General features: G+C 61.0%; 13 protein-coding genes. All 13 read left to right on the forward strand.

Annotated elements, in window-relative coordinates; genetic code table 11:
* The first annotated feature begins 358 nt into the window (after window positions 1–358).
* Genes mraZ through AMM33_RS11565 form a run of 13 tightly spaced genes read left to right on the forward strand, consistent with a single transcriptional unit; the run spans window position 359 to window position 15,148 of the window.
* On the forward strand, window positions 359–787 hold the full coding sequence (gene mraZ, locus AMM33_RS11505; protein ID WP_090141467.1) for a division/cell wall cluster transcriptional repressor MraZ: 429 nt from the start codon (window positions 359–361) through the stop codon (window positions 785–787).
* A 5-nt stretch (window positions 788–792) separates the two neighbouring features.
* Complete coding sequence (gene rsmH, locus AMM33_RS11510) at window positions 793–1,722, forward strand: 16S rRNA (cytosine(1402)-N(4))-methyltransferase RsmH (RefSeq protein ID WP_090141468.1); 930 nt, start codon at window positions 793–795, stop codon at window positions 1,720–1,722.
* Entirely contained in the window at window positions 1,719–2,009 is a 291-nt protein-coding gene (gene ftsL / locus AMM33_RS11515; protein WP_090141469.1) for a cell division protein FtsL, read from the forward strand. The genes rsmH and ftsL overlap by 4 nt, the downstream gene beginning before the upstream one ends.
* Window positions 2,006–3,742, forward strand: coding sequence for a peptidoglycan D,D-transpeptidase FtsI family protein (locus tag AMM33_RS11520; protein ID WP_090141470.1), 1,737 nt, complete (start codon window positions 2,006–2,008; stop codon window positions 3,740–3,742). Before ftsL ends, AMM33_RS11520 begins: the two co-directional genes overlap by 4 nt.
* Window positions 3,742–5,247 (forward strand): UDP-N-acetylmuramoyl-L-alanyl-D-glutamate--2,6-diaminopimelate ligase, encoded by a 1,506-nt coding sequence (locus AMM33_RS11525; RefSeq protein WP_090141471.1) that lies wholly within the window; start codon window positions 3,742–3,744, stop codon window positions 5,245–5,247. Before AMM33_RS11520 ends, AMM33_RS11525 begins: the two co-directional genes overlap by 1 nt.
* Window positions 5,244–6,671 carry a UDP-N-acetylmuramoyl-tripeptide--D-alanyl-D-alanine ligase gene (gene murF / locus AMM33_RS11530; protein ID WP_090141472.1) on the forward strand — a complete coding sequence of 476 codons (1,428 nt, stop codon included), beginning with the start codon at window positions 5,244–5,246 and terminating at the stop codon, window positions 6,669–6,671. Before AMM33_RS11525 ends, murF begins: the two co-directional genes overlap by 4 nt.
* Entirely contained in the window at window positions 6,661–7,839 is a 1,179-nt protein-coding gene (mraY, locus tag AMM33_RS11535) for a phospho-N-acetylmuramoyl-pentapeptide-transferase (protein ID WP_090141473.1), read from the forward strand. The genes murF and mraY overlap by 11 nt, the downstream gene beginning before the upstream one ends.
* Before the next feature lie 3 nt (window positions 7,840–7,842).
* Entirely contained in the window at window positions 7,843–9,645 is a 1,803-nt protein-coding gene (murD, locus tag AMM33_RS11540; RefSeq protein ID WP_090141474.1) for a UDP-N-acetylmuramoyl-L-alanine--D-glutamate ligase, read from the forward strand.
* A 38-nt stretch (window positions 9,646–9,683) separates the two neighbouring features.
* Complete coding sequence (gene ftsW, locus AMM33_RS11545) at window positions 9,684–10,934, forward strand: putative lipid II flippase FtsW (protein ID WP_228768093.1); 1,251 nt, start codon at window positions 9,684–9,686, stop codon at window positions 10,932–10,934.
* Window positions 10,931–11,995, forward strand: a complete 1,065-nt coding sequence (gene murG / locus AMM33_RS11550; protein WP_090141475.1) for an undecaprenyldiphospho-muramoylpentapeptide beta-N-acetylglucosaminyltransferase — start codon at window positions 10,931–10,933, stop codon at window positions 11,993–11,995. The genes ftsW and murG overlap by 4 nt, the downstream gene beginning before the upstream one ends.
* Window positions 11,992–13,401 carry a UDP-N-acetylmuramate--L-alanine ligase gene (gene murC, locus AMM33_RS11555; RefSeq protein ID WP_090141476.1) on the forward strand — a complete coding sequence of 470 codons (1,410 nt, stop codon included), beginning with the start codon at window positions 11,992–11,994 and terminating at the stop codon, window positions 13,399–13,401. The genes murG and murC overlap by 4 nt, the downstream gene beginning before the upstream one ends.
* On the forward strand, window positions 13,398–14,363 hold the full coding sequence (locus AMM33_RS11560; RefSeq protein ID WP_090141477.1) for a D-alanine--D-alanine ligase: 966 nt from the start codon (window positions 13,398–13,400) through the stop codon (window positions 14,361–14,363). The genes murC and AMM33_RS11560 overlap by 4 nt, the downstream gene beginning before the upstream one ends.
* Window positions 14,360–15,148, forward strand: coding sequence for a cell division protein FtsQ/DivIB (locus AMM33_RS11565; RefSeq protein WP_090141478.1), 789 nt, complete (start codon window positions 14,360–14,362; stop codon window positions 15,146–15,148). Before AMM33_RS11560 ends, AMM33_RS11565 begins: the two co-directional genes overlap by 4 nt.
* Window positions 15,149–15,154 lie beyond the last annotated feature (6 nt).

A 15,154-nucleotide genomic window follows, 5' to 3' on the forward strand; every position in this document is an offset into this window, starting at 1 on the left:
CTTGCGCACGCCATGGTGCAAGACTTGTTTGTCCTCGTACTCTCAAATGGGTAGAACTGACTACTTGTTGCTTTTGGTGAAGCATCTTCTTGGTCATTTATTTTTTATTAAATATTCTGAATTTGTGTTTTTTATTTCTTCAGGCACAACTTTCACTCCAATCCCTAAGTGTTTGCTTTGAAAAGAAATTCCTTCTTTTTAAAGTTTTGGTTTCTTCGCTAAGCTATTGATTTCATTGAAAAAATTCTGACAGAGCGGCTTTCTGGTGACCTGAATTCCTGATACAGTGCAAAAAAGTGCAATTTAGTGGGTAAAAGTGCCCCTGATTGTCGTTTGCAACTGAAAAAGGGTCTTTGCAGTGTTTCAAGGGGCTTCATCGCTGAGTCTGGATGCCAAGGGGCGGCTGTCTGTGCCGACCCGGCATCGTGACGTGCTGAGCGCCACTGCACAAGGTCAGCTGACCATCACCAAGCACCCCCATGGTTGTTTGATGATGTTCCCTCGCCCCGAGTGGGAAAAATTCCGCGAGCGCATTGCCCAGTTGCCCATGTCGGGGCAGTGGTGGCGGCGTATTTTTTTGGGCAATGCCATGGATGTGGAGATGGACGGCACCGGCCGCGTGTTGATTTCTCCTGAGTTGCGACAAGCTGCAGGCATCACTAAAGACACCATGCTGCTGGGCATGGGGGCCTATTTTGAGCTGTGGGACAAAACCGTCTACGACGCACAAGAGGCCATGGCCATGCAGGCCGAGATGCCCGATGTGTTCAAGGACTTTGCCTTCTGAACGCCATGAGCACGCCCACACTCACCCACACCACGGTGCTTTTGCAAGAAGCCGCTGACGCCCTGCTCGATGGCGCAGCCGGTGCTGACGGCGCTTATGTGGACTGCACATTCGGGCGAGGAGGGCACTCGCGCCTGATTCTTTCGCGTTTGTCCGCGCAGGGGCGTTTGCAGGCCTTTGACAAGGATCTGGAAGCGATTACCGAGGCCGGGCGCATAGACGATGCCCGGTTTGCCATTCGGCACGATGGTTTCTCGCACCTGGCAGAGCTGCCCGCTGGCAGTGTCGATGGTGTGCTGATGGATCTGGGCATCAGCTCCCCGCAGATTGACAGCCCCGAGAGGGGTTTTTCTTTTCGTTTCGACGGCCCGCTGGACATGCGCATGGACACCACGCGCGGCGAAAGTGTGGCCGATTGGCTGGCAACGGCAACAGTGGATCAAATCACGGAGGTGATACGTGACTATGGCGAAGAACGGTTTGCTTTTCAGATTGCAAAGGCGCTTGTGGCTCGCCGACAAGAGCGGGGCCCAATTTCAAGCACCTCCGATTTGGCCCAGCTCGTGGCTGACACGGTCAAAACCCGCGAGCCGGGTCAGAACCCTGCAACGCGGACATTTCAGGCTTTTCGGATTTTCATCAATGCCGAACTTGAAGAGCTCGAACAGGCGCTAGAGGCCAGTTTGAGTGTGTTGGCAGAGGGCGGGCGTCTGGTGGTGATCAGCTTCCATTCGCTGGAAGACCGCATCGTCAAACAATTCATCGCCAAGCACTCCAAAGAGGTGGTTGACAGGCGTGTGCCGTTCGCAGCGCCCGTGGCCATGCGCCTGAAAGCGCTGGGTCGTGTCAAGCCAAGTGAAGAAGAAGTGCGTGGCAACCCGCGTTCACGCAGCGCCATCATGCGCGTGGCTGAGCGCACGGGGGTGCCTGCATGACCCGTTTGAACCTTGTGTTGCTGGTGGCGGTGGTGCTCAGTGCCTTGGCGCTGGTGCACAGCCATTACGAGTCACGCCGGATGTTCATGGCCCTGGAGAGCGCGCGCAAAGAGACCAAACGTCTGGAGCTTGAGCAAGACCGCCTGCAGATCGAGCGCCGGGCGCAAGCCACACCTTTGCGGGTGGAGCAGATTGCACGCCAACAGCTGCAAATGCGCGATGCCACACCGGCCATCACGCAGTACGTGACGGCTGCATCTGCTGCGCACAAAGGGGTCGCGCCATGAGCGCCCGCAGCGTGCAGTTGTCATCAAGCCCCTTGCTGGCCAGCAAGACGCCCGTTTGGCGCAGCAAGTTCATTGTGGCCGCCATCGCTTTGGGCTTTCTAGGCTTGATGGCACGTGCCATCTATGTGCAGGTGATTGCCAATGATTTTTTCATCCGCCAAGGTGAGGTCCGCTTTGCCCGCACCCTGACATTGCCTGCCAACCGGGGCCGTGTGTTGGATCGCAACGGTGTGTTGCTCGCCTCCAGTGTGCCTGCCCCCAGCATCTGGGCCAACCCGGATGAAATGGACCGTGATCAGCTCAAAGAGCGCGAACTCGCCCGTTTGCTGGACATGAGCACGGCGGAGTTGGAGCGCAAACTCAAGGATGACGAAAAGACATTTGTCTGGCTGCGCAGGCAGCTCGATGAGTCGGTGGTCAAAGAGATTTTGGCGCTGGGCATCAAAGGTGTTTATGACATCAAGGAATACAAGCGTCTGTATCCCGAAGGGGAAGCTGCAGCCCACATCGTGGGCTTTACCAATGTGGAAGATCAGGGCCAAGAGGGCGTCGAGTTGGTCTTTCAAAAGCAGCTGTCCGGTCAAGCGGGCTCGCGGCGTGTCATCAAGGACCGTTTTGGCCGGGTGGTCGAAGACGTGGGTGAAACGGTGCCGCCCGTAGATGGGCAGGATTTGCAGTTGAGCATTGACAGCAAGGTGCAGTTTTTTGCCTACCAGAAGTTGCGAGAGGCGGTGCTGGAGCACAAGGCCAAAGCGGGCAGTGTGGTGGTGCTCGATGCCCAGTCGGGCGAGATACTGGCACTGGCCAACTACCCCAGCTATTCACCGGCCAAGCGGGTCAACCTGAGCGGCGAACAATTGCGCAACCGCGCCTTGACCGACACCTTTGAGCCCGGCTCTACGATGAAACCCTTTGCGGTTTCATTGGCGCTTGAAAAAGGCATCGTCAAACCCGAGACGCCCATTCAAACCGCTCCAGGGCGCATCAACATCACCGGCTCGACCATCACCGACGCGCACCCGCATGGCATGCTCACCGTCAGCGAAGTGATCCAGAAGTCGAGCAACGTGGGCACGGTCAAGATGGCCATGCAAATGCAAGCCCACGACATGTGGGAGATGTTCACCCAGGTCGGGTTTGGTCAAAAACCGCAGTTGCCGTTTCCGGGTGTGGTGGCAGGGCGCTTGCGCCCATACAAAACCTGGCGTCCCATTGAGCAGGCCACGATGAGTTATGGCTACGGCATTTCGGCCAGCTTGTTCCAGGTGGCCCGGGCCTACACCATCTTTGCCCGCGATGGTGAGGTGGTGCCCTCCACCCTCATGAAAACCGAGCATCAGGTCGCAGGCACCCGTGTGATCAGCGCGCAACACGCCAAGTCCATGCGCAAGATGCTGCAAATGGCAGCAGGCCCAGGCGGCACAGCCCCCAAAGCACAGACCATGGGGTATTCCGTGGGGGGTAAATCGGGCACGGCGCGCAAGCAAGAAGGCAAAGGCTACGCGAGCAAAAAATACCGTGGCTTCTTCGTGGGCATGGCCCCGATTGAGGCACCACGCATCGTCGTGGCCGTGATGATTGATGAGCCCAGCAATGGCCGCTACTACGGTGGCGAAGTGGCGGCGCCCGTGTTCAGCCAGACCGTGCAGCAAACGCTGCGTCTGCTGGGGGTTCAGCCGGACATGGCCGTCAAGCCCCAAGTGGTGGCGCATGCCGTGGAGGAGTCGTTCTGATGCAGACCTTGCACAGCCCTATGGAAGCGGCCCAATGGTTGCGCCAGCGCGTGACGGGGCAGTTGCGCACGGACAGCCGCCAGGTTCAGCCCGGCGATGCCTTCATCGCCTGGCCCGGTGCGGCCACCGATGGCCGCCAATATGTGGCGCAAGCCTTGGCGCAAGGCGCCAGCGCCTGTTTGATGGAGCAACACGGGCTGCAGGCCTGGCCTGCCCTGAACGGGGCAGACGCCGACCCTCGCCTGGCGGCCCTGTCAGGTCTCAAAGCCCGGACCGGCGATGTGGCCGATGTGTATTACGCACACCCCAGCCATGCCCTGAGCGTGCTGGCCGTGACCGGCACCAATGGCAAGACATCGACCGCCTGGTGGCTGGCGCAAGCCTTGTCGTCTGCTGTGCTCAAGCAGCCCTGCGGCCTGGTGGGAACGCTGGGTGTGGGCCAATTGCCGCAGCTGCGCAGCACCGGCATGACCACACCCGACCCGGTGTTGCTGCAACACCAATTCCGTGCTTTTGTGGATGGCGGTGTCACCCATTGCGCGATGGAAGCCTCTTCGATTGGCCTGGCCGAGTACCGCCTGGCCGGCACGCACATCCGTGTCGCCGTCTTTACCAATTTCACCCAGGACCATCTGGATTACCACGCCGACATGAACGCCTACTGGGCGGCCAAAGAAGCGCTGTTTGACTGGCCCGGTCTGCAGGCTGCTGTGATCAACATCGACGACCCTCAAGGGTCCCGGCTGGCTGAGCGCTTGCGCCAGGGCGATCTGGTCGTGTGGACATGCTCTCGCCAGTCGGCGGCCCGTCTGCAAGCCCGTGCAGTGCCGAGTCCGGACGGGCTGGTGTTTGAAGTGCGCGAAGGCGATCAGGCACACACCCTGCACACGGCCTTGGTGGGTGACTTCAACATCGACAACTTGCTCGGAGTGATCGGCAGCCTGCGCGCTTTGGGCGTGGCACTGGCCGACGCCGTGCAAGCATGCTCGCAGCTCTCGGCGGTGCCTGGGCGCATGCAGCGCGTGGGCACGCAGGCCGACGCGCCTTGCGTGCTGGTGGACTACGCCCACACCCCCGATGCCGTGTGGCATGCCCTGACAGCCTTGCGCCAGCAAGCGGTGCAGCGCGGCGGCCGCTTGTGGTGTGTTCTGGGCTGCGGCGGTGATCGTGATCCGCACAAGCGCCCCTTGATGGCCGCTGCTGCAGAGGCCTGTGCCGATCAAGTGGTACTGACCAGCGACAACCCACGCTCGGAATCGCCTGAAGCCATCGTGGCGCAAATGGTCCAGGGCCTCCAAAAGCCCGCGCAAGTGCAGATTCAGCTGGACCGTGCGGCGGCCATTGCACTTGTGGTGGCACAGGCTGACGCACGCGATGTGGTTTTGGTGGCGGGCAAGGGCCACGAAACCTATCAAGAAATTTTGGGCGTGCGCCAACCGTTTTCTGATGTGGCGCAGGTCCAGGCGGCCCTGCAACGGCGCACGCCCCAGGGAGTGGCGGCATGAGCGACATGCAACTGAATCTGCAGCTGGCGCTGACGTGGCTCAGCGGGGCCCGTGGCGAACGCCTGGACCGCGTGCTGGCCCAGCGTGTGCATACCGACAGCCGCAGTGTGCAAGCCGGGGATCTGTTTGTGGCCCTGCGCGGCGAGCGTTTTGACGGCAACCAGTTTATGGCCCAAGCCCAGACCCAAGGCGCTGTGGCTGTGGTGTGCGAACCCTCAGGCCAGGACACAGCGGCCGCTTTGGGTTTGCCCGCCTTGCTGGTGCCGGATGCGCGCATCGCCCTGGGCGAGTTGGCCGCGGGCTGGCGAGCCCAGTTTGATTTGCCCGTGATCGCGGTCACCGGCAGCAATGGTAAGACCACCGTGACGCAAATGATCGCCTCGATCCTGCGGGCCTACGCCGGGGCCGATGCCTTGTCCACGCAAGGCAATTTCAACAACGACATTGGTGTGCCCCTGACCTTGTTCAATCTGCGTGCGCATCACCGCATCGCCGTGGTCGAGCTCGGCATGAACCACCCCGGTGAAATCGCCGCCCTGGCCCGCATGGCGCAGCCCACGGTGGCGCTCGTCAACAACGCGCAGCGCGAACATCAGGAATTCATGGGCACCGTGGAGGCCGTGGCGCGAGAAAACGGCGCTGTGCTGCAAGCTTTGCCAGGCAGCGGCGTCGCCATCTTCCCGGCCGATGAGGATTACACCGGCATCTGGCAGGCACTGGCGGGCCAGCGTGCCCAGCGCACCTTTGCCCTGCAGCAAGCCGACGTCAGTGCTGCTGTGGTGCTGTGGCAATCGGGGGCCTGGCAATTCACCCTCAAAACCCCTGAAGGCACGGCCCCCGTGCGTGTGCACATCGCCGGACGCCACAACGTCAAAAACGCCTTGGCCGCCAGCGCTTGTGCCCTGGCCGCCGGAGTGCCGCTTGAAGCTGTGGCCCAAGGCTTGCAGGCCTTCGAGCCGGTCAAAGGCCGTTCACGGGCCTGCGTGGTGCCTGGCACCGAGATCACGCTGGTGGACGACACCTACAACGCCAACCCCGATTCGGTGCTGGCCGCCATCGACGTGCTGGCCGAGTTGCCGGGACCGCGTTTGTTGGTGCTGGGGGACATGGGGGAAGTGGGCAACCAGGGGCCGGAGTTTCACGCCGAAGTGGGCGCTTATGCTGCCGCGCGCGGTGTTCAGGCGCTCTACACCCTGGGTGACATGAGCGTGCATGCGCAACAAGCATTCAGCAGAGCATGCGCCGGTGCACAACACTTTGAGGACATGACCGCCTTGCTGGATGTTGCCACCCAACACGTCCGAGATTTTCAAAGCATCGTGGTCAAAGGCTCGCGTTTCATGAAGATGGAGCGGGTGGTGGATGCGCTGATCGCGCAAGGCGCTTCACAACACACACAACAGGGAGAAGCGCATGCTGCTTAGCTTGGCGCAATGGTTGCAAGGTTTGTCCCCGGAGTGGGGCTTTTTGCGTGTTTTTCAGTACATCACCTTCCGGGCCGTGATGGCGGCGCTGACAGCGCTGTTGATTGGCCTGGCCGCAGGGCCTGCCGTGATCCGGCGCCTGACAGCGCTCAAGATCGGGCAGCCCATCCGGGGCTATGGCATGGAGTCGCATCTGTCCAAAAGCGGCACGCCCACCATGGGCGGGGTGCTGATTTTGCTGTCGATTGCCGTGTCCACCTTGTTGTGGTTTGACCTGTCCAACCGCTTTGTCTGGATCGTGCTGATCGTGACCTTGGGCTTTGGCGCTGTGGGCTGGGTCGATGACTGGCGCAAGGTGGTCAACAAAGACCCCGAAGGCATGCCCTCGCGTGAAAAGTATTTCTGGCAGTCGGTGATCGGTTTGTTGGCGGCCTTGTACCTGGTCTTCAGCATTTCCGAGAGTTCCAACCTGCGGGTGGTGGATTTGTTCGCCAATTGGGTCATGTCCGGTTTTGACGTCAACTTGCCACCCAAAGCTGGTTTGATGGTGCCCTTTTTCAAGGAAGTCAGCTACCCCCTGGGCGTGTTTGGCTTTGTGATCTTGTCCTACCTGGTCATTGTGGGGGCCAGCAACGCGGTCAACCTGACCGATGGCCTGGACGGACTGGCCATCATGCCGGTGGTCATGGTCGGTTCGGCACTGGGTGTGTTTGCGTACGTGACCGGCAGTTCGGTTTACGCCAAATACCTGTTCCTGCCCCACATTCCGGGTTCCGGCGAATTGATGATTTTCTGCTCGGCCATGGCGGGGGCCGGTTTGGCCTTCTTGTGGTTCAACACACACCCCGCGCAGGTCTTCATGGGCGACGTGGGCGCGCTGGCGCTGGGCGGTGCCTTGGGCACCATTGCCGTCATCGTGCGCCAGGAAATCGTGCTGGCCATCATGGGTGGCATCTTCGTGGTCGAGGCCTTGTCGGTGATGGCCCAGGTGACCTACTTCAAGTACACCAAAAAGAAATACGGCGAGGGCCGACGCATCCTGAAGATGGCGCCCTTGCACCACCATTTTGAAAAGAGCGGCTGGAAAGAAACGCAAGTGGTGGTGCGTTTCTGGATCATCACCATGCTCCTGTGTTTGGTCGGCTTGTCCACCTTGAAGCTGAGGTAATCCATGCAGCTACAAGGTCAACACGTTCTGATTCTCGGTTTGGGTACCTCGGGCCTGGCCATGGCCCGTTGGTGCGCTCGCGCCGGAGCGCCTGTGACCGTGGCCGATACCCGCGTGGCACCGCCACAACTGGCTGCGTTGCAGGCCGAGTGGCCGAATGTGCGATTTGTCTCGGGTGATTTCAGCGCCGCATTGATTGAAGGCACGGATGTGCGGGCAGTGTTTCGCAGCCCCGGCTTGGCGCCGGAAGTGGTGGCCCCCGTGGTGGACGCGGCCAAGGCCATGGGTTTGTGGCAAGGCGGCGAGTTGACCCTGTTTTCCGCCGAGCTGCAAGACTTGAAAGCGGCCTACGGCTATGCCCCGCAGGTGCTGGCCATCACCGGCACCAACGGCAAAACCACGGTGACATCACTGACCGGGCAATTGGTGGCGCGCGCGGGCAAGCGTGTCAAGGTGGCAGGCAACATCGGCCCCACTTTGCTCGACACCCTGACCGAGGCCGTGCAAGAGGCCCAGGCGTTGGTGGCTCAGCAAGCGCTGGAGGCTGCTGAACACGAGGCTGAAAATGCCGCGCAGGCCGCAGCGCAAGCAACTGAAACGGCAAGCACACCGGCCACTGCCAGCGCAGCCACACCGCAGTCACCCACAGCGCAAGAGGTGGATGAGGCCCCAGTCGAGCCTGATCAGGCCATGACTGCTTCAGCTGAACAAGAAGCCAAGCCAGACTCTGAGTTTGCCGAGCAGCTGCCGCCAGCCCTGTTGGCGACTGCTGACACTGCACCCGTGCACCCCATGGCCTCGGCTTTGCCCCAGGTCTGGGTGCTGGAGCTGTCGAGTTTTCAGCTCGACAGCAGCGAGGGCTTTGAGCCCACGGCGGCCACGGTGCTCAACATCACGCAAGACCATCTGGATTGGCATGGCTCCATGAGCGCTTATGCCGCGGCCAAAGCGCGCATCTTTGGCCAGCAAGGTCTGATGGTGCTCAACCGTGAAGACGCGCAGGTCATGGCCATGCGGCCCGCGCCCATTCGCGTCAAGTTGCAGCGCCCGCAGGAGCGGGCCTATGTGTCCTTTGGTGGCGACATGCCCCAGCGCCCGGGTGATTTCGGCATCGAGGTCATGAATGGCATGGCCTGGCTGGTGCGCGCCTTGGAAGCGGACGAAACCCGCCGCCGTCGCAAAGACGAGGCCGAAGAATTGCATATCCAGCGCTTGATGCCAGCCGATGCCCTGCGCATCCGTGGACGTCATAACGCCATCAATGCACTGGCGGCACTGGCACTGGCCAGCTCGGCCGGCTGTGCATTGGCACCCATGCTGTATGGCCTGCGCGAATACCGGGGCGAGCCGCACCGGGTGGAGCCCATCGCACTCATTCACGAGGTGGAGTATTTCGACGACAGCAAAGGCACCAATGTCGGTGCCACTGTGGCTGCGCTGCAAGGTCTGGGGGCCGACCGACGCGTGGTCGTCATTCTGGGTGGTGACGGCAAGGGGCAGGACTTTTCACCCCTGGCCGAGCCGGTCAGCCGATATGTGCGCGGTGTGGTGCTCATGGGCCGCGATGCTGCCCTGATCCGCGAAGCGCTGGGCCTGTGCGGTGTCCCCATGCAAGACGCAGACAGCTTGCCCGCTGCCGTGATGTTGGCCAAAGACATGGCCCAAAGTGGTGATGCGGTCCTGATGTCACCCGCATGCGCAAGCCTGGACATGTTCAAAAACTACGAGCACCGTGCTCAGGTCTTTTGCCAGGCGGTGGCCGAATTGGCAGATGCAGCCGGTGTGTCGATGGAGGGCGGTCTGTGAGTGAAACCCTGAATCTGACGCAACGCGCGCGCGCTGCACTGGCCCGCCTGGGAACATTGTTCTCCGGCGGCACGCCAGTGGTCAGCCACGCGGGTTTGCCTGTCAATTTAGGGGGGTACGAATATGCCGGTCAGTCGGGCTCAGCCGGTGCCCGGCTGCAAGGCGTGGATCAATCCCTGGTCTGGGTCGTGGTGGCGCTGCTCATGTGGGGCATGGTCATGGTCTATTCAGCCTCCATTGCCATGCCGGACAACCCCCGCTTGGTGCGTTTGACGCACACCCATTACTTGTGGCGCCATGTGTTCTCGCTGTCTCTGGGTGCAGCGGTGGCCTTGCTGGCGTTTCAGGTGTCCATGGACACCTGGGAAAAAATGGCGCGACCACTGTTTGTGTGCGCGCTGTTGTTGCTGGCCCTGGTGCTGGTGCCCTACATCGGAAAAAGCGTCAACGGTGCCCGCCGGTGGATTTCCTTGGGCATCATGAATTTCCAGCCTTCCGAACTGGCCAAGCTGGCGACCATCATTTATGCAGCCGATTACATGGTGCGCAAGATGGACGTGAAGGAAGACTTCATCCGTGCCGTGTGGCCCATGGTGGCGGCTGTCACAGTGGCAGGTGTCTTTTTGCTGGCCGAGCCGGATATGGGGGCCTTCATGGTGATCGCGGTCATCGCCATGGGCATCTTGTTTTTGGGCGGCGTCAATGCCCGCATGTTCTTCCTGATCCTGAGCATGTTGCTGATCGCATTCGTGATCATCATTGCGGCATCGCCCTGGCGGCGTGAGCGCATTTTTGCCTATCTCGACCCATTTAGCGCTGCTTATGCCTTGGGAAAGGGCTACCAGTTGTCGCACTCGCTGATCGCCATCGGACGCGGTGAAATTTGGGGCGTGGGCCTAGGGGGCAGTGTTGAAAAATTGCATTGGTTGCCCGAAGCACACACAGACTTTTTGATGGCCGTGATCGGTGAAGAGTTCGGCCTGGCCGGAGTCGTGGTGGTGATTTTCATGTTCTTGTGGCTGAGCCGCCGCATCATGGTGATTGGCCGACAGGCCATCGCACTGGACAAGGTGTTCTCCGGTTTGGTGGCCCAGGGCGTGGGCATCTGGATCGGCTTTCAGGCTTTCATCAACATGGGCGTGAACCTGGGGGCCTTGCCCACCAAGGGGCTGACCTTGCCGCTCATGAGCTACGGGGGGTCGGCCATCATGATGAACCTGGTGGCCATCGCCATTGTGTTGCGCATCGACGCCGAAAACAAACAACTCATGCGAGGGGTGCGATCATGAATAAACCCTGTGCATTGGTGATGGCGGGCGGCACGGGCGGACACATTTTCCCGGGCCTGGCCGTGGCGCAAGCCTTGCGTGATGAAGGCTGGCGCGTGCACTGGATGGGCGCGCCAAACAGCATGGAAAGCCTGTTGGTGCCGCCTCATGGTTTCGCGTTGGAGACTGTGGAGTTTGGCGGGGTGCGTGGCAAGGGCCTCATGACCTGGCTGAGGCTGCCGTTGAAGTTGTTGCGTGCGTTCTGGCAAAGCCTGCAGGTGGTGCGCCGCGTGCAGCCCGATGTGGTGCTGGGCCTGGGCGGCTACATCACATTGCCCGGTGGTCTGATGGCGCGTTTGTGTGGCAAGCCGGTGGTGTTGCATGAGCAAAATTCCGTGGCGGGACTGTCCAACAAGGTGCTGGCCCGCGTGGCCAGCCGGGTTTTCACCGCTTTCCCCGATGTCTTCACCCAGGGTGTCTGGGTGGGCAATCCGTTGCGCCGGGAATTCACAGAACAAAAGCCACCTGCCCAGCGATTTGCAGGCCGCAGTGGGCCACTGCGCGTGTTGGTGGTGGGCGGCAGTCTGGGGGCCAAAGCCCTGAACGACATCGTGCCGCAAGCACTGGCACTGCTGCCTGCCGATCAAAGGCCGCAGGTCATCCACCAAAGCGGTGTCAAACAAATCGAGGCCTTGCGGGCCAATTACGCAGCGGCGGGTGTGACGGCCGAGTTGACCCCCTTCATTGACGACGCGGCCAGTGCCTTTGCGCAAGCCGATCTGGTGATCTGCCGTGCAGGCGCCAGCACCGTGACCGAAATCGCTGCTGTCGGTGCAGCGGCCCTGTTTGTGCCGTTTCCGCACGCGGTAGACGACCACCAGACCACCAATGCCCGGTTCTTGGTGGCGCACGGCGGGGGATGGTTGGTGCCGCAATCGCAGTTGAGCGCACAAGGCCTGGCCCAGCAGCTGGCGGGTTTGCAGCGCGAGACCTTGCTCGCTTGCGCCGAAAAAGCTTACGCACAGAAAAAAACAAATGCCACACGCGATGTCGTGATGGCTTGCAAGGAGTTGATTGCATGAAACACGCCATCCGAAATATCCACTTCATCGGTATAGGTGGCTCGGGCATGAGCGGCATTGCCGAGGTCTTGCTCAATCTGGGTTACCAGATTTCCGGCTCCGATCTGGCCGACAGCGCCACCTTGCGCCGACTGGCCGCATTGGGCATTCAAACGCATGTGGGCCATGCGGCAGATCATGTCAAGGACGCTGATGCGGTGGTGACGTCGACGGCCGTGAAAGCCGACAACCCCGAAGTGTTGGCCGCGCGCGAGCGCCACATCCCGATCGTGCCGCGTGCGGTGATGCTGGCCGAACTGATGCGCATGAAGCAGGGCGTGGCCATTGCCGGCACACACGGCAAGACCACCACCACCAGCCTGGTGGCCAGCGTGCTGGCCGAAGCCGGTCTGGACCCCACCTTTGTGATCGGTGGTCGTCTGAACAGCGCCGGGGCCAATGCCAAGCTGGGCACAGGCGACTACATCGTGGTCGAGGCCGACGAGTCCGATGCATCGTTTTTGAACCTGCTGCCGGTGATGGCGGTGGTCACCAACATCGACGCCGACCACATGGAAACCTATGGCCATGACCTGGCCAAGCTGAAGTCGGCCTTTGTGGACTTTTTGCACCGCATGCCTTTTTATGGTACGGCCATTGTCTGCAGCGACGACCCCGGCGTGCAATCCATCGTGGACGACATCGCTCGTCCGGTGACCACCTATGGCTTGAATGAAGGCGCCCAGGTGCGAGCCATGAATGTGCGTGCAGAAAACGGGCAGATGCATTTCACCGTGCAGCGGCGCAACGGCGTCACCTTGCCCGACATGGATCTGGTGCTGAACCTGCCGGGTCTTCACAACGTGCTCAATGCCCTGGCCGCTGTGACCGTGGCGGTGGAACTGGGCGTGGATGATGCCGCTGTCCAGCGCGCATTGGCCGGCTTCAAAGGCGTGGGGCGGCGCTTCCAGCGCTATGGTGATGTGGCGGTGCCGGGGGGCGCAGGGCGCTTCACAGTGATCGACGACTACGGTCACCACCCGGTCGAAATGGCCGCCACGCTGGCCGCAGCCCGTGGCGCTTTCCCCGGTCGCCGTTTGGTCTTGGCCTTCCAGCCGCACCGCTACAGCCGCACCCGCGACTGCTTTGAAGACTTCGTCAAAGTCATTGGCCAGGGTTGTGACAGTGTGCTCTTGTCCGAGGTGTATGCCGCAGGCGAGGCGCCGATTGTGGCCGCCGATGGACGATCCTTGGCGCGGGCCTTGCGCGTGGCGGGCAAGGTCGAGCCTGTGTTTGTCGACGACATCGCCGACATGACGCAAGCTGTGTTGAGCAACGCTCGCGATGGCGATGTGCTCATTTGCATGGGCGCGGGCTCCATTGGTGGTGTGCCCGCCAAAGTGGTTGAGACAGGAGGTGCCCTGTGAGTGCAACAAACGCAGGCAAGGTCGCCGTCCTCATGGGTGGACGCTCGGCAGAGCGTGAAGTCTCCTTGATGTCAGGCCAGGGCGTGCTCAGTGCCCTGCAGGCCGAAGGCGTGAACGCGCAGGCGTTTGACCCGGCACAGCGCGATTTGAGCGAACTGCGCCAGGAAGGTTTTACGCGCTGTTTCATTGCCCTGCACGGTCGCTATGGCGAAGACGGCACGGTGCAAGGCGCCCTTGAATTGCTGGGCATTCCCTACACCGGTTCGGGCGTGATGGCGTCGAGCATCGCCATGGATAAAACCATGACCAAGCGCGTCTGGCTGGCCGAAGGTTTGCCCACGCCCGCCTATGTGCTGGTGCGTCGTGCGCAACTGGACAGCGTATCCGTGGCGCAGCTGGTTGAAACATTGGGCTTGCCGATGATCATCAAACCCGCCCGCGAGGGCTCGTCGATTGGGGTCAGCAAGGTGTTGAAGGCGCAGGATGTGCAAGCTGCCCTGGCGGCTGCCGCACAGTGCGATGCCGACATCCTGTGCGAGCAATGCATTGTGGGTGACGAGGTCACTTGCCCGGTGCTGGGTGAAGGCGACACGGCCCGAGCCTTGCCCATCATTCGTATCGTGGCGCCTGATGGTAATTACGACTACCAAAACAAATACTTCACGGACGACACGCAGTATCTGGTGCCCAGTGGTCTGCCCGCTGCGGAAGAGGCCGCCATTGAGGCCCTGGTGGTCAAGGCGTATCAGGTGCTGGGCTGCCGGGGCTGGGGGCGCATCGACGTGATGATTGACGCCGCGACACGCCAGCCGTATTTGCTGGAAATCAACACCTCGCCTGGCATGACAGGGCATTCATTGGTGCCCATGTCGGCCCGTGCTGCGGGCATCAGCTATGAGGCCTTGTGCAGCCAGTTGCTCGCATCGGCTGCGCTGGACAACGCGCAGGGGAGCACCAATTGAACACAACCATGCCCTTGCCGCTGGATGTCCGGCTCATGAACATGACCACTGCCTTGCTGATGGTCGCGCTCGTGTTGCTGGGTGCGACCAGCGGGGCATGGTGGTTCATTCGTCACCCGATGTTTGCCATAGAGTCCATCTCTGTGCACGGAGAAGTCGGGCACAACAATGCCGTCACTTTGCGCGCCAACGTGATGCCGCAACTGGAGGGCAACTTTTTCACGCTGGACCTGGCGCAGGCCCGTGAGGCCTTTGAAGATGTGCCATGGGTGAGAGCGGCGGTCGTGCAGCGGGACTTTCCCAATAAGTTGCGAGCGGCTTTGCTAGAACACCGCCCGATTGCCTTGTGGGGCGAAGAAGACGCCAACACCATGGTCAATGAACAAGGCCAGGTGTTTGAGGCCAATGTGCAAGACGTGGATGTCGAGCAATTGCCCCGCATGAAGGGGCCAGAGGGCATGTCTTCGGATGTGCTGCAGATGTACCGATTTCTGAGCCCCATGCTGAACTCGGTAGACATGGCGATAGAACAGATTGAATTGACCACGCGTGGCAACTGGCGAGTTGTTTTGCAAGGTGGTGCCCACATTGAATTGGGCCGAGGCACAGAGGCCGAGCTGGGTGCCAATGTGCAGCGTTTCATCAAAACGCTGTCACAAGTCACGTCCCGCTACGGCAGAACACCAACGGCCTTGTTGGCTGCAGATTTGCGTCATAAGGATGGTTATGCCCTGCGTCTGCGCGGTGTCAGCACGATTGACACCCCCACGAAGCAAAAGCCCTGAGTGATC

This window comes from Limnohabitans sp. DM1 (assembly GCF_001269385.1).
Taxonomy (GTDB): Bacteria; Pseudomonadota; Gammaproteobacteria; order Burkholderiales; family Burkholderiaceae_C; genus Limnohabitans_A.